This window comes from Streptomyces sp. UW30 (genome assembly GCF_008042075.1).
Lineage (GTDB): Bacteria > Actinomycetota > Actinomycetes > Streptomycetales > Streptomycetaceae > Streptomyces.
The window spans coordinates 1,172,654-1,189,227 of sequence record NZ_RDBN01000005.1 but is presented as its reverse complement, the minus strand read 5'-3'; the positions used below and the strand labels follow the sequence as shown (position 1 = coordinate 1,189,227).

General features: G+C 72.9%; 13 protein-coding genes. 4 read left to right on the top strand and 9 right to left on the bottom strand.

The window, feature by feature from the left end; all coding sequences use genetic code 11:
• The coding region (locus EAO75_RS07120) for a MinD/ParA family protein (protein ID WP_147994329.1) at positions 1-2,064 on the top strand (2,064 nt) is incomplete at its 5' end.
• Between the two features lie 79 nt (positions 2,065-2,143).
• Here EAO75_RS07120 and EAO75_RS07115 read toward each other — a convergent pair.
• The 9 genes from EAO75_RS07115 to rimP all read right to left on the bottom strand — a co-directional run bounded on the left by EAO75_RS07115 (position 2,144) and on the right by rimP (position 14,278).
• Complete coding sequence (locus EAO75_RS07115) at positions 2,144-3,121, bottom strand: bifunctional riboflavin kinase/FAD synthetase (protein ID WP_147994096.1); 978 nt, start codon at positions 3,119-3,121, stop codon at positions 2,144-2,146.
• Between the two features lie 145 nt (positions 3,122-3,266).
• Positions 3,267-6,902, bottom strand: a complete 3,636-nt coding sequence (locus EAO75_RS07110) for a trypsin-like peptidase domain-containing protein (protein ID WP_261989166.1) — start codon at positions 6,900-6,902, stop codon at positions 3,267-3,269.
• A gap of 286 nt (positions 6,903-7,188) precedes the next feature.
• The gene (truB, locus tag EAO75_RS07105) at positions 7,189-8,094 is read right to left on the bottom strand and encodes a tRNA pseudouridine(55) synthase TruB (RefSeq protein WP_147994095.1); all 906 of its coding nucleotides are present in this window, start codon (positions 8,092-8,094) and stop codon (positions 7,189-7,191) included.
• Positions 8,091-8,546 carry a 30S ribosome-binding factor RbfA gene (gene rbfA / locus EAO75_RS07100; protein WP_147994094.1) on the bottom strand — a complete coding sequence of 152 codons (456 nt, stop codon included), beginning with the start codon at positions 8,544-8,546 and terminating at the stop codon, positions 8,091-8,093. Before rbfA ends, truB begins: the two co-directional genes overlap by 4 nt.
• 48 nt (positions 8,547-8,594) lie before the next feature.
• The gene (locus tag EAO75_RS07095; RefSeq protein ID WP_147994093.1) at positions 8,595-8,891 is read right to left on the bottom strand and encodes a DUF503 domain-containing protein; all 297 of its coding nucleotides are present in this window, start codon (positions 8,889-8,891) and stop codon (positions 8,595-8,597) included.
• A gap of 208 nt (positions 8,892-9,099) precedes the next feature.
• A complete protein-coding gene (gene infB, locus EAO75_RS07090) occupies positions 9,100-12,237 on the bottom strand; it encodes a translation initiation factor IF-2 (protein ID WP_147994092.1) in 3,138 nt (1,045 codons plus the stop codon).
• A 147-nt stretch (positions 12,238-12,384) separates the two neighbouring features.
• Entirely contained in the window at positions 12,385-12,681 is a 297-nt protein-coding gene (locus tag EAO75_RS07085) for a YlxR family protein (protein ID WP_147994091.1), read from the bottom strand.
• Between the two features lie 101 nt (positions 12,682-12,782).
• Complete coding sequence (nusA, locus tag EAO75_RS07080) at positions 12,783-13,769, bottom strand: transcription termination factor NusA (RefSeq protein ID WP_147994090.1); 987 nt, start codon at positions 13,767-13,769, stop codon at positions 12,783-12,785.
• Positions 13,770-13,771: 2 nt separating this feature from the next.
• The gene (gene rimP / locus EAO75_RS07075; RefSeq protein ID WP_147994089.1) at positions 13,772-14,278 is read right to left on the bottom strand and encodes a ribosome maturation factor RimP; all 507 of its coding nucleotides are present in this window, start codon (positions 14,276-14,278) and stop codon (positions 13,772-13,774) included.
• A gap of 220 nt (positions 14,279-14,498) precedes the next feature.
• Between rimP and EAO75_RS07070 the strand changes: the two genes are divergently transcribed.
• The 3 genes from EAO75_RS07070 to EAO75_RS07060 are packed head-to-tail and all read left to right on the top strand — an operon-like array spanning position 14,499 to position 16,481.
• The gene (locus tag EAO75_RS07070; protein ID WP_147994088.1) at positions 14,499-15,071 is read left to right on the top strand and encodes a hypothetical protein; all 573 of its coding nucleotides are present in this window, start codon (positions 14,499-14,501) and stop codon (positions 15,069-15,071) included.
• The gene (locus tag EAO75_RS07065) at positions 15,068-15,532 is read left to right on the top strand and encodes a ferritin-like domain-containing protein (protein ID WP_147994087.1); all 465 of its coding nucleotides are present in this window, start codon (positions 15,068-15,070) and stop codon (positions 15,530-15,532) included. The genes EAO75_RS07070 and EAO75_RS07065 overlap by 4 nt, the downstream gene beginning before the upstream one ends.
• A 49-nt stretch (positions 15,533-15,581) precedes the next feature.
• Complete coding sequence (locus EAO75_RS07060) at positions 15,582-16,481, top strand: aminoglycoside phosphotransferase family protein (RefSeq protein WP_147994086.1); 900 nt, start codon at positions 15,582-15,584, stop codon at positions 16,479-16,481.
• Positions 16,482-16,574: the final 93 nt, after the last annotated feature.

The window sequence follows — 16,574 nt, the reverse complement described above, 5'->3', positions numbered from 1 at the left end:
GCACAGGCCCAGGAGCCGCAGCCGCAGCCGCAGGCGCAGCCGCAACCGCAGGCGCAGCCCACCGGCCAGGTCCCCCCGCCGCAGCAGGGCAACCAGGGACTCCCGCCACTGCCCCAGGGCTTCGTTCCCGCGCAGCCGCCTCATGCGGCACCGCAACAGGCAGGGCACCCGGACCCGCAGGCCGCCGCCGCTGCCGCTGCCGCCGGTCAGGCCCCCGGTTACGGCTACCCCCAGCAGGCGCAGCAGCCCGGTCAGCCGCAGCCCCAGCCCCACGCCCAGGCTCAACCCCCGGCCCAGCCGCACCCCGACCAGACCGGTCAGCCCGCTCACCAAGCCCCGGCCCAGGGCGGGTTCGGCCCGGCCCAGCCTCAGCCCGGCTATCCCGCGCAGCCCGGATACCCCGCCCAGGCCGGACAGCCCGCGCCGGTCGACCCGCGTCAGGCGGCACAGCAGCCCGGCCAGCCGCACCCCGGCCAGCCGCAGCCCCCGCACCCGCAGGCCGCCGGATACGGCTACCCCCAGCAGGCGCAGCAGCCCGGTCAGCCCCAGCCCGACGGCTACGGCTACCCGCAACAGCAGCCGCAGCCGCAGCCGCAGGCACAACCCCAGCCTCAGCCGCAGGCACAGCCCCAACCCCAGCCCGGCTACGGCTACCCGCCCCAGCAGGGCGGCTACGGCTACCCCCAGCCCGACCAGCAGCAGCAACCGGTACCGCAGCAACAGCCCCCGGCCCAGCAGCCGCCGCAGCCTCAGCCGCAGCAGCAGGCCCCGCAGCAGCCCCCCGCCCAGCAGAACCCCGCCGCCTACGGCAACCAGGGCTGGACCGCCCCGCCCGGCCCCCAGGCCGGTCCCGGCGCTCCGCAGCAGCAGCAAGCGGCGCCCGGTACCCCGCTCGGCTACAACGCCGCCGTGGAGCTGTCCTCCGACCGGCTGCTGCGCAACCAGCCCAAGGCCCGCAAGAACAACCAGGGCCCGTCGCGCTTCAAGCTCGGCGCCAAGAAGGAGCAGGCTGAGCGGGAGCGGAAGCTCGGTCTGATCCGTACGCCGGTGATGTCCTGCTACCGGATCGCGGTGATCAGCCTCAAGGGCGGCGTCGGCAAGACCACGACGACCATGTCGCTGGGCGCCACGCTCGCCACCGAGCGGCAGGACAAGATCCTGGCGATCGACGCCAACCCGGACGCCGGCACGCTCGGCCGACGGGTGCGGCGTGAGACGGGCGCGACGATCCGTGACCTGGTGCAGGCGATCCCGCAGCTCAACAGCTACATGGACATCCGCCGCTTCACCTCGCAGGCGCCCTCGGGTCTCGAGATCATCGCCAACGACGTGGACCCTGCGGTCTCCACCACGTTCAACGACCAGGACTACCGCAGCGCGCTCGACGTGCTGGGCCGCCAGTACCCGATCATCCTCACGGACTCCGGTACCGGTCTGCTCTACAGCGCGATGCGCGGCGTGCTGGACCTCGCCGACCAGCTCATCATCATCTCCACCCCGTCGGTGGACGGTGCGAGCAGCGCCTCGACGACGCTCGACTGGCTGTCGGCGAACGGCTTCGCCGATCTCGTCCAGCGGTCGGTCACCGTGATCTCCGGTGTCCGCGAGACGGGCAAGATGATCAAGGTCGAGGACATCGTCGCGCACTTCGAGACCCGTTGCCGCGGTGTCGTCGTGATCCCCTTCGACGAGCACCTCTCGGCGGGCGCCGAGGTGGACCTCGACATGATGCGTCCCAAGACCCGCGAGGCCTACTTCGACCTCGCGGCCCTCATCGCCGAGGACATCGCCCGTACGCAACAGGGCTTCGGCAACCCGAACATGCAGTACCAGCAGCAACAACAGCCGCAGCAGCAGGGGTACGCCGCTCCGCAGCAGCAGCCCCAGCAGCCCTACGCCCAGCCCGGCGGCGCCCCGCAGCCGGGTCAGGGCTGGGGTCAGGCGCCGCAGCAGCCCGCACCGGGCCAGGGCTGGCAGCAGCAACAGCCGCCGCAGGCCCCCGCGCAGGATCCGCAGCAGGGCCAGCAGCAGGGCTCCGTACCGCCCGGCTGGACTCAGCAGTAGCACGACAAGGCGAGAGGGCCGGCACCAGGAAGGTGCCGGCCCTCTCGCCTGTGTACGAAAGCGTCGCCCGGTTCAGGCGCTAGGCGATCCCGCCGCCCTCGACCCCGGGTGCCTCGGCGGCCTCGATCAGTTCCCGGCACCGCTGCACGTCCTGCGCCATCGCCTTCAGCAGTGCGTCCAGCGACTCGAACTTCTCCTGCCCGCGCACATAGGCGAGGAAGTCCACCGCCACATGCAGCCCGTACAGATCGAGCCCGACCCGGTCGATGGCGTACGCCTCGACCGTGCGCTCCGTGCCGTCGAACTGCGGGTTCGTGCCGACCGAGATCGCGGCCGGCATCACCTCGCCCTGGGCGTGCAGCCAGCCGGCGTAGACGCCGTCGGCGGGGATGGCGGTGTGCGGCAGCGTCTCGACGTTGGCGGTCGGGAAGCCGAGCTCGCGGCCCCGCTGCGCCCCGCGTACGACGACGCCCTCCACGCGGTGCGGGCGGCCCAGGATCTCGGCGGCGCCCTCGACGTCGCCCTCGGCGACCAGGCGCCTGGTCAGCGTGGAGGAGAACGGCTCCCCGCCGCCCGCCTCGCCGGTGACGTACAGATCGACGACCTCGACCTCGAAGTCGTATGTCTTGCCCTGCTCGGCGAGGAATTCCACATTCCCCGCGGCCTTGTGCCCGAAGCGGAAGTTCGGGCCCTCGACGACCGCCCTGGCGTGCAGCTTGTCGACGAGGACCTTGACGACGAAGTCGGCCGGCGACAGCTTCGAGAACTCGGTCGTGAAGGGCAGGATCAGCACCGCGTCCACGCCGAGCTCGGCCATGAGGTCGGCGCGGCGGTGGTGCGGGGCGAGCAGGGGCGGGTGGCTGCCGGGCCGGACGACCTCGCTGGGGTGCGGGTCGAAGGTGACGGCGACGGCGGGGACGCCCAGCTCACGGGCCCGGTCCACGGCATGCCGGAGGATCAGCTGGTGCCCGCGGTGGACTCCGTCGTAGGAGCCGATGGTGACGACGCTGCGCCCCCAGTCCTGGGGGATGTCCTCCAAGCCACGCCAGCGCTGCACTGTGCCTGCTCCTTGTCGCAAACTCGTCGAACCCGTGTCCGTCTTTGCTCATACGGTCTTACGCAGGTCTAAGGGTGCCATGCCGGGCGCTTCCCGCCCTCATCGGCATGGGCGCTGTGACCGGGTGCACGCGACGACGCGGTCGTCAGGCGGGGACCCGCACACCGGCCAGGTTCTCGATCATCCGCCGGGTGCTCGGGCCCACCACGGCCGACCAGTCCTGCGGGGTGTCGGTCAGCCAGCCGGCGACCCGCACGGCGAAGCCGGGCACGTGACGGCCCAGGTCGACCAGGCCGCGGTCGAACCGGGCCGCGCCGTCCGGGGTGCGCACCAGCAGCAGGCCGGTGTGGTGGACCAGGCCGCGCAGGTCGTCGTCGGCCCGGTCGCCGCCCTCCTGGACGGTGGCGTGCAGGAAGGCGTCCAGCACGCCGGGGGCGCGTTCGTGGGCGAGGAGGAACTCGCGCAGTTCGCGGCGCAGCGGGCGGGATCCGGGAGTGCCGGGAGTGGCGAGTACGGCGGCGAGGGCGGCCCGCACCTGTTCCGGGCCGCCGTCCAGCAGGCCGGTGACCAGCGGGAGGAGCACGGCTCGGGCGCTCGGGCCCTGGTCCAGGCGCCGGTCGACGTACACCGCCATGTCGGCCGCCGTCTCCGGCCGCAGCTCCACCACCTCCTGGACGAGGGCGGCGACCCGGCGGGCGAGGGCGGGCATGGTGACGTCGGCGAGGGTGCGCAGCGCGTCCTTGGCGCCCGGCCGGTGCAGCCGGACCCGGAAGGCTTCGAGGACCGGCTCGGTATGCGTGACCAGGGCGGCGACCAGGGATCTGGCCGGGAACTGCGGGTCGGCGGCCGTGAAGTGCGCCAGCGCCTGCGGGAGATGACGGTCACGGGTGCGGGGATCGCGGACGAGGAGGGCGAGCGCGGCGCCGTGCAGGGTGCAGTCGGAGGGGCGGGCGAGCAGGGCGAGGGCGGCGTAGCGCAGGAGTTCGCGGTCGGCCTCGGTACGGACGTGGGGCGCGGCGCGCAGTCCGTACGCCGCCGCGGCGACGCGCCGCCCGGGCCGTTCGTCGTGGGCCCACCGGTCGACGGCCCGGCAGACGGCGGACGTCTCCTCGTCGGACAGGACCGCGAGGAGTTCGTCGGCCTTGCGGTGCGCGCTGTCGACGAGCGTCTCGGTGAGCGCGTCCAGGGCGCGGTGGCGGTGCGTGTGCAGCAGGGCCTGGGCGGCTCGGGCGACGGTCGCGTGGGGGGTCGCGGGCAGCGGCCGGTCGTCGTCGAACCAGCGGGTGAGATGGCGTTGTACGACGGTGGGTTCGGCGGCGAGCAGCCGGGCGACGGCGTCCAGATACCGGGGGTGCCCCGAGTCGTCGGCGTCGTCGGTATCGGTCGGCGGGCCGTCGGCGAGGACGAGGCGGCGGAGCAGATCGAAGCGCTCGCTGTCCGGGAGCGGCAGCGCGGTCCAGAAGTGCGGGCCGAACTCGCGGGAGATGGAGCGCCGGTGCCGGCGCCAGGCCACGATCCGGTCGGTGAGCAGATGCAGCACGTCCAAGTACGGCGTCGCGTCGGGGACGCGCAGCAGGGTCTCGGTGAGCAGCCGGGCGGCCCACCAGGAGTGCCGGTCGGCGTCCAGGGCGTGCGTCAACTCCTCCAGTTGGATGGCGAGTTGACGGGGCCCGTGGTGCCGTGGCAGCAACAGGAGGGCCTGGACGACGGGGCCGACGCGATGATGGGGCACGGGGAGGGGGTGCGCGGCGTCGGGGTGGGTGCGGCGGCGGTGGACGAGGGCGTGCAGGGCCTCGTCGAGGTCGAGGTGCATGCCCTGGATCCAGTCGGCGAGCTCCTCGTGGGCGAAGCGGTAGCCGTTGCCGGCCGGGACGAGGAGCCCCTCGGTGAGGACGGCGGACGCCCAGCCGGTGCCGCCGCCGAGCGCCGCGGGAGCCGGCCCCCAGGGGAACACGGCCTCGAAGGACGCGCGGTCCAGCTCCCCCTGGCCCGGTCCGAGGCTGCGGCGGGCGGCCTCGTGGACCTGCCCGGAGACCTTCGCGGCGAGCCGGCGTACGGCGGTGCCGCGCAGGCCGTTCTCGGCGGCGAGGCGGACCGCGATGCGCAGGCACATGAGGTCGAGGTGGGCGGAGAGGACGTCGTGCCGGTCGACCCCGTGCGGGGTGGGCGTGTCGGGGAGGGCGGCGCGCACCTCGGAGAGCAGACGCAGGGTGAGCGGGTGACCGGCGTCGGGGCCGGCGAGGACGCCTTCCGGGATGCCGTAACGGACGCGGGCCAGGCGGGCCTCGTCCGGGGTGAGGTCGTCGAGCGGTACGCACGGGGGGAACCGCCGCGTTGTCCCGCCCCCATCGGCCTGAACGCCCCCGCCCTCGAACTCCCCCGGCGCGGGCACCCCCGGAGCACCGGCCGGTGCGACAGCCCCGCTCCCCTCGTACAGCATCTCCTCCGGAAACTCGGCCCCCGCCCCCTCCCAGTACTCCGCCCGGCACGCCACCACCAGCCGCGCCCCCGTCTCCCGCAGCCACTGCGCCGTGCCGTCCGTCCAGTCCGTGAGGCGGTGCGCCAGCACAGGCGGCATCTCCTCCGGGCCGTCCAGGAGGAGCAGGAGCGGGCGGCCGGCGCCGAGGGCGAGGTGGGCCAGGCGCTCCGGGGTCGTGTCGCCGAGGGCGGCGCGGTCGGACGGGGCGGCGACGATGCGGGCAGCCCGCGCCAGCGCCCGGCGCGCGGCGTCGGCCACCGAGGCGTCCTCGTCCTTCAGGTCGGCGCCGCGCAGCCACAGCGTGGGAGCCGACTGCGGGCCACGGCCCCGGCGGGCGGCGAGGGCCGCGAGCTCCGTCGTACGGCCGCTGCCCGGCGGCCCGACCAGGGCGAGCACCGAGGCCCGGCTCTCGGCGAAGGCGTCGAACTCCCTTGCCGTGGAGGCCCGTTCGACCGGGTTCAGGGCCTGCGCTCCCCCACCGTCCGCCCGGCCCACGTAGCCCGCCAGCGTTCCCGGCGGACCGTCCTGCCCGACCGAGGTGGCCGTCAGTTCCAGGACGCCCGCGAGGTTCAGGTCGGTGCCGTACGCGGGCACGGTCGCCGCGTTCTCCGCGATCAGGTCGGCCAGCGGCCCGTCCGGTGGCGGGCACAGCGGTACGGCGAATCCGGCGTCGCGCGGACCGGCTTGCAGGGCCGTACCGAGGACGCCCACGACCGCGCCGGTCGCGGCGTCGAGCACCGGCCCTCCGGCCGCGCCTCCGCCGAGCCGCAGCGCGTCCCGGCCGGCCGTGCCGATCGCGAGCTCCAGGGCGTCGTCGAGGAGATGGACCCGTTCCGTCGCCGTGTACGTCACGGACGTCGCACCCAGCACCCTGGCCTCGCGCCAGCCACCGGCCGCGATCCGCACATAGGAGCCGGTCCCGATCCGCTCCCGCACGGTCACCGGCAAGGGGTCCACGCCCAGCCCCTCGGTGCGCACAAGGGCGAGATCCAGTCCGGGCAGCGAGGTCACCGCGGTCGCCGGCACCACACAGCTGCGGTCGCCGCCGGCGGCGAGCAGGACCAGCCGGGGCAGGCCGTCGACGACCTCGTGGCTGGTGACGACGGTGCCGTGGTGGTCGGCCACGAAGCCGAGGCCCCGGGGCCGGCCGGCCAGGTCGTGGATGCGGACCAGGGCGTCGTCGCGGTGGTCGCAGCGGCGCGCGTCCTGCGTACCGGCGTCCTTCTCGTCCCCGCAGTCCTGCTGTCGCGTGCCTTCCGGCGTCCGGCGGGCACCGCCCGCCCGCGGGCCCCGTCCCGCCATCGTCGAACCTCCCCGCACCGCGCCCGTTCGCCCATTCGTCCGTGCCGCTTTTTTCCGACGGTAGGCGGGTTGTGATCAGCGGGACAGATCACGTGGCGAACGCGCCCCCTTCCGCTCCCTCGGTTCACTCCGAGCGCCTGCCCGGACGGGTGAACAGGCGGGGGTCGTTGGATACACCCTAGAGGTGGGGGAACCGAGGGGGGACCGTGGAGCGGCGGGCAGAGGACAACCCCGTGACCGCCGCTCCACGGGCAGGCACCCCGACAAGCTCCTCGGGCAGGCGGCCTCAGCCGAACACGGCCAGGCTCTTCGCCTTGCCCTTCTGCGGCTCCACGAGGGCCAGCAAGCGTCCCTCGGGGTCGAAGACGGCGACGGAGCCAGAGCCCTCGTACTCGTCGGGCATGTCGAGGCGGACACCGTTGGTGAGGAGCCGTGCGCGCCTGGCGTCGACGTCCCAGCGCGGGAAGGCTGCGGCGGCGGCCTCGGCGATCGGCATCACCGTCAGCTCCTGCTGAAGCTGGTCCAGCGTCTTCGCGGAGTCCAGCTTGTACGGCCCGACGCGGGTGCGGCGCAGCGCGGTGAGGTGGCCGCCGACGCCCAGGTCGGCACCGAGGTCACGAGCCAGGGCCCGGATGTAGGTGCCGGAGGAGCAGGTCACCGACACGACCAGGTCGAGGACGGCGGTGCCGTCGTCGGCGACGGCGTCCCGGACGTCGTACACCGAGAAGGACGAGACGGTGACCGGCCGCGCCGGGATCTCGAACTCCTCGCCCTCCCGTGCCCGCTTGTAGGAGCGCACACCGTCGATCTTGATGGCGCTGACCTTGGACGGCACCTGCATGATGTCGCCGGTCAGCTTGGCGATCCCGGCGTCGACGGCCTCGCGGGTGACCTTGGAGGCGTCGGCGGACGCCGTGATGTCGCCCTCGGCGTCATCGGTGAGCGTGTTCTGGCCCAGGCGGATGGTGCCCAGGTACTCCTTCTCGGTCAGGGCCAGGTGACCGAGGAGCTTCGTCGCCTTCTCGACGCCCAGGACGAGGACGCCCGTGGCCATGGGGTCGAGGGTGCCGGCGTGCCCGACGCGGCGGGTGCGCGCGATGCCGCGCATCTTGGCGACCACGTCGTGCGAAGTGAAGCCCGACGGCTTGTCGACGATGACAAGGCCGTCGGGCGTGGTGTGCTTCTGCGTCATTCCGCGGTGTCGCCGTCCGTCTCGTCCTCGTCGCCCGGCTTGCGGTACGGGTCCGCCTCGCCGGCGTACTTCGCGCCCGCGGACACCTCGCGCACCTTCTCGTCGGACTGCCGCGCCTTGTCGAGGAGGTCCTCGATGGTCCGGGCGGTGTCCGGGAGGGCGTCGGCGACGAAGGTGAGGGTCGGCGTGAACTTCACGCCCGCGGCCGCCCCGACGGCCGAGCGGAGGACGCCCTTGGCGCTCTCCAGTCCGGCGGCCGCGGCCGTCCGCTCCTCGTCGTCCCCGTACACCGTGTAGAAGACGGTCGCCTCCCGCAGGTCACCCGTGACGCGGGTGTCCGTGATGGTGACGTGCGAGCCGAGCCGCGGGTCCTTGATCCCGCGCTGCAGCTTCTGGGCCACCACCTCTCGGATGAGGTCCGCCAGCCTTTTCGCCCGCGCGTTGTCGGCCACTGGTCCGTCTCCCGTTCTTTCTTCTTCTACGTTCTTGGCTTGTGGTCGTCAGTCGTCGTGGTCACCGTGGAAACGCCGTCGTACCGACAGCAGTTCCACCTCCGGACGGCCGGCGACCAGCCGTTCGCACCGGTCCAGTACGTCGGTCAGGTGTCCGGCGTCGCCGGACACCATGGCGATGCCGATTCCGGCCCGCCGGTGGAGGTCCATGTGGTCCACCTCGGCCGCGCTCACCGCGTACTTGCGCTGAAGCTCGGCGACGATCGGGCGGACGACGGAGCGCTTCTCCTTCAGCGACCGTACGTCGCCGAGGAGGAGGTCGAAGGACAGCGTCCCCACGAACATGTGTGTAACCGGTTCACCCGCCGGTACGGGATCGATGGTCCTGCCCTCCGTGGGGCAGGGACATCACAAACCGTACAACGAAGGGACCGGGACGATCGACGGATATTACGCTCCGTAGACCGTCGCCGCCCGTCTTCGGTGCCGGGCGGCAAACGCCGTGCTGGCCGACGGGACCGAAGTCCCGCCGGCCAGCACGAACCGTTGGCTGTTACGCCCGCGGCTTCTCCCGCATCTCGTACGTCGCGATGACGTCGTCGACCTTGATGTCGTTGAAGTTGCCGAGGTTGATACCGCCCTCGAACCCTTCGCGGATCTCGGTGACGTCGTCCTTGAAGCGACGCAGACCCTCGATGTTGAGGCTCTCCGCGACCACCTTGCCGTCGCGGATGAGGCGCGCCTTGGTGTTGCGCTTGACCTCGCCCGAGCGGATGAGGACACCGGCGATGTTGCCCAGCTTGGACGACTTGAAGACCTCGCGGATCTCCGCCGTACCGAGCTCGACCTCCTCGAACTCCGGCTTGAGCATGCCCTTGAGGGCCGCCTCGATCTCCTCGATCGCCTGGTAGATGACCGAGTAGTACCGGACGTCCACACCCTCGCGCTCGGCCATCTGCTGCGCACGCCCGGCGGCGCGCACGTTGAAGCCGATCACGATGGCGTCGGAGCCCATGGCCAGGTCGATGTCGGACTCCGTGACCGCACCGACACCGCGGTGCAGGACGCGGATGTCGACCTCTTCGCCGACGTCCAGCTGGAGCAGCGAGGACTCGAGCGCCTCGACGGAACCAGAAGCGTCACCCTTGATGATCAGGTTCAGCTGCTGGACCTCGCCGGCCTTGAGCACCTTGTCCAGGTCCTCGAGCGACACGCGGCGCGTGCGCTTCGCGAAGGCCGCGTTGCGCTCGCGAGCGGCACGCTTCTCCGCGATCTGGCGGGCCGTACGGTCCTCGTCGACCACGAGGAAGTTGTCGCCCGCACCGGGGACGTTGGTGAGGCCCAGGACCTGCACCGGCGTCGACGGGCCGGCCTCGGCGACGTTGTTGCCGTTGTCGTCGAGCATGGCGCGCACTCGGCCGTAGGCGTCGCCCACGACCATCGTGTCGCCGACCCGCAGCGTGCCTCGCTGGACGAGGACCGTCGCCACGGCACCGCGGCCGCGGTCGAGACGGGACTCGATCGAGATGCCCTGCGCGTCCTGGTGCGGGTTGGCCCGCAGGTCGAGCGAGGCGTCGGCCGTGAGGACCACGGCCTCCAGCAGCGAGTCGATGTGCAGACCCTGCTTGGCGGAGATGTCGACGAACATCGTGTCGCCGCCGTACTCCTCGGCCACCAGCCCGTACTCGGTGAGCTGACCGCGCACCTTGGTCGGGTCGGCGCCCTCGACGTCGATCTTGTTGACCGCGACGACGATCGGGACGTCGGCCGCCTTGGCGTGGTTGAGCGCCTCGACCGTCTGCGGCATGACGCCGTCGTTGGCCGCGACGACCAGGATCGCGATGTCCGTCGACCGGGCACCACGGGCACGCATGGCGGTGAACGCCTCGTGACCCGGGGTGTCGATGAAGGTGATCGCGCGGTCCTCGTCGTTGACCTGCGTCGAGACCTGGTAGGCACCGATGTGCTGGGTGATGCCGCCGGCCTCGCCCGCGATGACGTTCGTCTTGCGGATGGCGTCGAGGAGTCGGGTCTTACCGTGGTCGACGTGACCCATGACGGTGACGACCGGAGGACGGACCACGAGGTCTTCCTCGCCGCCCTCGTCCTCGCCGAACTCGATGTCGAAGGACTCGAGCAGCTCGCGGTCCTCCTCCTCGGGGCTGACGATCTGAACCGTGTAGTTCATCTCGCCGGCGAGGAGCTCGAGCGTCTCGTCGGAGACGGACTGCGTGGCCGTGACCATCTCGCCGAGGTTCATCATGACCGCGACGAGCGACGCCGGGTTGGCGTTGATCTTCTCCGCGAAGTCGGTGAGGGAGGCACCGCGCGACAGGCGAATGGCTTCGCCGTTGCCGCGAGGCAGCATCACGCCGCCGACCGACGGGGCCTGCATGGCCTCGTACTCCTGGCGCCTCTGCCGCTTCGACTTGCGGCCACGACGCGCGGGACCGCCGGGACGACCGAAGGCACCCTGCGTGCCACCACGGCCACCGGGACCGCCGGGACGACCACCGAAGCCGGGACGGCCACCGCCGCCACCGCCACCGGGACCACCCGGACGACCGGCGAAACCGCCGCCACCGCCACCGGGACCACCGGGACGACCGGCGAAGCCGCCGCCACCGCCGCCGCCACCGGGACGACCGGCGAAACCGCCACCGCCACCCGGACGACCGCCGCCACCGCCACCGGGACGACCGCCGCCACCGGGACCACGGCCACCGCCGGGGCCACCACCGGGACGCGGGCCGGCAGCAGGACGCTGCGGCATCATGCCGGGGTTGGGACGGGGACCGCCGGGGCCACCGCCGGGACGCGGGCCGCCGCCCTGCGGACGCGGCATGCCGCCCGGGCTGGGACGCGAGCCGCCCGGAGCCTGCGGACGAGGACCGCCCGCCGCGCCCTGGGGACGGGGACCGCCCTGGCCCTGCGGACGCGGAGCGCCGCCGGGAGCGCCGGGGCCACCGGGGCCGCCCGGACGCGGGGCGCCGCCCGGACGGGGCGCCTGCGGGCGCGCCATGCCGGTGGAGCCACCAGAGGTGAACGGGTTGTTACCCGGACGGGGACCGGCCGGACGGGCACCGGGACGCTGAGCGCCGCCACCCGGACGACCGGCGCCGGGACGGTCACCGCGGTCACCGCGGTCACCACGGCCCTGGCCGCCCTGACCGGGACCACCCGGACGGGGGGCGCCGGGACGCGGAGCCTGGCCGGCCGGACGCGGAGCACCCGGACGCGGGCCGGAGCCCTGAGCCGGAGCTGCGGGAGCCGCCGGGGGTGCCGGGGGTGCCGTGAACTCGGGCGCGGTCGGAGCCGGGGACGCCGGGGCGGGCCGCGGCGCGGGCTTCGGGCCCGGAGTGGGACGGGTGCCGCCGGGAGCAGCCGGCGCGGCCGGGGCCGCGGGCTTCTCGGCTGCCGGCTTGGGGGCCGGCGGGCGCGGCGGAGCCGGACGGGCTGCCTGCGCCGGAGAGGGGGCTGCCGGCTTCGCCGGGGCAGCCTTGCGAGCGGAGGCGGGCTTGCCGCCTCCGTTGCCCTGCTGGAGGGCGTCCGTCAGCTTACGGACGACGGGCGCTTCGATGGTCGAAGACGCCGAACGGACGAATTCACCGAGTTCTTGGAGCTTGGCCATGACGACCTTGCTCTCAACCCCGAACTCCTTGGCGAGTTCGTATACCCGGACCTTAGCCACTTCGCTCCTTTTAGGTCCGGGTTGCGTCCGGACCGTCGCTACTTCATGGGCGTACTCATCGCGTGCTCATCGAGTGCTCATCGCAATCTCGACCTACTTCCAACTCGCGGGGTACCTGGGCCGCGCGGGGGTTCCGCACGACGCTTCTTACGGTGTTGCCTGGTCAGCAACTGTTCTCTGCTCGACGTACTGGCGCAACGCCTTTGTGTCGAGCGCTCCCGGGGCGCGCAACGCCCGCGTGAACGCCCGGCGGCGTACCGCCTGGTCGAGACAGACCAGTGCGGGGTGTACATACGCACCCCGGCCGGGCAGCGTACCGCGAGGATCAGGGACGCACTCGTCCTTGATCGCCACGATCCGCAGCAGATCAGCCTTGGCCGCTCGCTCCCGGCACCCCACACAGGTACGTTCAGGGCAGGCGCGGGTGCGTGTCCGGCCAGACACCTTTAAGTCTACCTCCCCGTAGCGACCTCACCCCTTTGGGGCAGGATTCGAACAGTTGCCGCTCGGTAACCCGACGTGATCCAAGCGTCCTGCGGCTTGATCTATTCCCCGGCCTGCTCGGTGTCCGGGCGGATGTCGATCCGCCAGCCGGTGAGCCGGGCCGCGAGCCGGGCGTTCTGCCCTTCCTTGCCGATCGCCAGGGACAGCTGGTAGTCGGGCACGGTCACGCGCGCGGAGCGAGCGGCCATGTCCACGACCTCCACCTTGGAGACCCGGGCCGGGGACAGCGCGTTCGCCACCATCTCGGCCGGGTCGTCCGACCAGTCGACGATGTCGATCTTCTCGCCGTTCAGCTCGCCCATGACATTGCGCACCCGGCCGCCCATGGGGCCGATGCAGGCTCCCTTGGCGTTCAGACCGCTGCGGGTGGACCGGACGGCGATCTTGGTGCGGTGGCCGGCCTCGCGGGCGATGGCGGCGATCTCCACCGAACCGTCGGCGATCTCCGGCACCTCCAGGGCGAAGAGCTTCTTCACCAGGTTGGGATGCGTGCGCGAGAGGGTGACGGACGGGCCGCGGACGCCCTTCGCCACTCGTACGACGTACGACCGGAGCCGCATCCCGTGCTGATACGCCTCGCCCGGGACCTGCTCCTGCACCGGCAGGATGGCCTCGAGCTTGCCGATGTCCACGAGCACGTTCTTCGGGTCGCGGCCCTGCTGGACCACGCCGGTGACGATGTCGCCCTCGCGGCCGGCGTACTCGCCGAGCGTCGCGTCGTCCTCGGCGTCGCGCAGCCGCTGCAGGATGACCTGCTTGGCGGTGGTGGCGGCGATACGGCCGAAGCCGGACGGGGTGTCGTCGAACTCGCGGGCCTCCTGGCCCTCCTCCAGGTCCTCGGGGTCCTCCTTCGCCCACACGGTCACATGGCCGGTCTCCCGGTTCAGCTCCACGCGCGCGTGGCGGCGGCTTCCCTCGGTGCGGTGGTAGGCGATGAGGAGGGCCGACTCGATCGCCTCGACCAGCAGGGGGAAGGAGATCTCCTTCTCCCGTACCAAGCCCCGCAGGGCACTCATGTCGATGTCCACGGCTACGCCTCCTCTTCCTTCTCGTTCTTGCTGTCCTTGCGGTTGAACTCGACCTGCACGCGCGCCTTGTCGATGTCCGGGAAGCCGAGTCTGCGGCTGGTGGCCTTGCGGCCCTTCACTCCGGGCACTTCGAGGTCGAGGCCTTCGTCGTCGGCCTTCAGGATGCGGGCCACCAGCTCGCCGCCCTCGGCCAGCTGGAACTTCACCAGCCGGTCGACGGCACGCACGTAGTGGCGGTGCTCGGTGAGGGCGCGTTCCGCGCCCGGGGTGCCGACTTCGAGGGTGTACTCGCCCGCGCCCATCGCGTCCGTCTCGTCGAGCTTCGCCGAGAGCTCGCGGCTCACATCGGCGATCGTGTCCAGGTCCGCCCCGGTGTCGGAGTCGACGACGACGCGCAGCACGCGCTTGCGTCCGACGGAGTCCACTGCGATCTCTTCGAGATCGAGGCCCTGAGAGTTGACGAGCGGTTCCAGAAGTTCTCGCAGCCTCTCGCTCTGGGTCGTGCTCATCCGGGTGACTCCTCGGCCGCGTGTGCTGTTGTGGGATGGGTCGCGTGTCTGGTCAAAGGGTATCGGGTCGCGAGGAGTGTTGCCGTCCACCTGCGGGCGAGCGGTGCCGGTGAGTGGTGCGGGGCGCATGCGCGGGTACGGTGATCACGGGCCTGCGGTCCGCCGATTCCGCAGCCGCCTTCGCAACTGCTTTCGTACGAGCTCCCCGAGGACGTCTGCCGTGCCGTTCCCCTCGCCACCGCGCTCCCCCTCGGGGCCGCGCAGAAGAACCCTGCTGGCCTCGGCCGCCGGGGCCGCCCTACTCGTGGGCTGCACCTCCCGGTCCGACGATTCGGACGGCGGCACGAGCGGCAGCCCGTCGCTCGCCGAGCGGGCACGCGCGCGTGCGGCCCGCGACAGCGAGGGTCTGGTCGGCCACTACGACGCCGTGCTCGCCGTCCATCCGGTGCTGACCGAGCTGCTGGGGCCGTTGCGGGCGCAGGCCCTGCGGCATGCGGGGGCGTTCGGCGGGGGTTCCTCCGGACCGTCCACCGGACCGGCCACCGGATCGCCCACGGCGTCCGGGGCGCCGAAGGCCGGGAAGGCGTCGCCGTCGGCCTCCCCTTCGGTGACCGCGCCCGTTCCCGCGCACGAGCGGGACGCCCTGGCCGAGCTCGCCGCCGCCGAACGAGCGCTCGCGGACCGGCGGGCCAAGGCGCTCCTCGACCTGCCCGGTGAACTGGCGCGGCTGCTGGCCTCAGTGGCGGCGGCCGGCGCGGCGCACGCCTATCTGCTGACGGAGGCGGCCAAGTGAGCGAGGCGAAGAAGGCAACGGTCACGGCCCTCCAGGCGGCGCTCGCCGCCGAGCACGCGGCCGTGTACGGATACGGCGTCGTCGGCGGCCGGATCGGCGAGGAGCGACGCACGGAAGCACGCGCGGCGTACGCGGCGCACCGGGCCCGGCGGGACACGCTGGCGCGCGAGGTGCGCGACCGGGGCGCCGAACCGGTCTCCGCGAGCGCCGCGTACGCGCTGCCGTTCCCGGTGCCGGACTCGGCGTCGGCCGTCCGGCTCGCCGCCGAGTTGGAGGACCGGGTGGCCGGGGTGTACTCCGACCTGGTGCGGGCAGCCGAGGGTGAGCTGCGGGGCACGGCCGCCGAGGCGCTGCGGGAAGCCGCGGTGCGGGCGGTGCGCTGGCGGGGCGAGAGCGTAGCCTTCCCTGGTCTCGCCGAGCGGGCGGGCACCACGTCGACGTCGGCGGCGCCCTCCGCGTGACGCGGGCCGCAGCACACGTAGGGGCAGCACGGGAAGGAACGACTCGCGCATGGCTTTCGAACCGCCGCAGCGTCTGGTGAGGGCGCTCGGTGAGACGGCACCACACGGTGACGACTGGTTGGAGAAGCTGCCGGAGGCGGCCGACCAGGCCGTCGCGCTACGCGAGTTGACCGTTGAGCGGGTGCAGATGCCGGGCGGCCGCAGCAGCCTGGTGATGCTGGTGCGGCAGCCGGACGGCACCCCGGCCGTGCTCAAGCTGGCGCCGCCCAGGGCCCGCCCGCAGAGCGAGCGGGCCGCTCTCGCGCACTGGGGCGGCGTGGGCGCCGTACAGCTTGTGGACTCGGCCGTGACCGAGGGGGTGCTCCTGCTGGAGCGGCTGAGTCCGGATCTTTCGGTGCGGTCGCTGCCGGAGGCGAAGGCGTTGCTGGAGGCGGCGGGGACGCTGCGGCGGCTGTGGGTGGAACCCCCGGCCGACCACCGCTTCGAGACGGTGGCCGAGCGTACGGGCCGGCAGGCCGAGGCGATGCGGGCGACCGCGTCGGCGGACGCGGAGGTGGCGACGCTGGTCGACGCCGCGCTCGCCGCCCGCGAGGAATTGCTGGCCGCGCCGCCCGAACGGCGGTTGCTGCACGGGACGTTCCGGCAGAGCAAGGTACTGGCCGGGGAGCGGATGCCGTGGCTGGCGGTGGGGCCGGACCCGGTCGTCGGTGAGTGCGCGTTCGATCTGGCGCGCTTGGTGCGGGATCGGGTGGAGGATCTGATCGCCTCGCCGTCGGGCGCGGGGACGACGCGGCGGCGGGTCAAGCGGCTCGCGGAGTCGCTGGACGTGGATCAGGAACGGCTGCGTGGGTGGACGCTGTTCCGGGCAGTGGAGTCGGGGGTGCGGGCTCGGCGGGTCGGGCGGGCGCAGGACGCGGAGTTGTTGCTGGAATTCGCGGGCTGGCTGTAGCGGCGGCCCGGGGCGGGGACATGACCGGACCACGCCCCCTGCTGTGATCGGGGCAGGGGGCGTGGTGGATCCGGCCGTCTTGCCTCCCGAGCC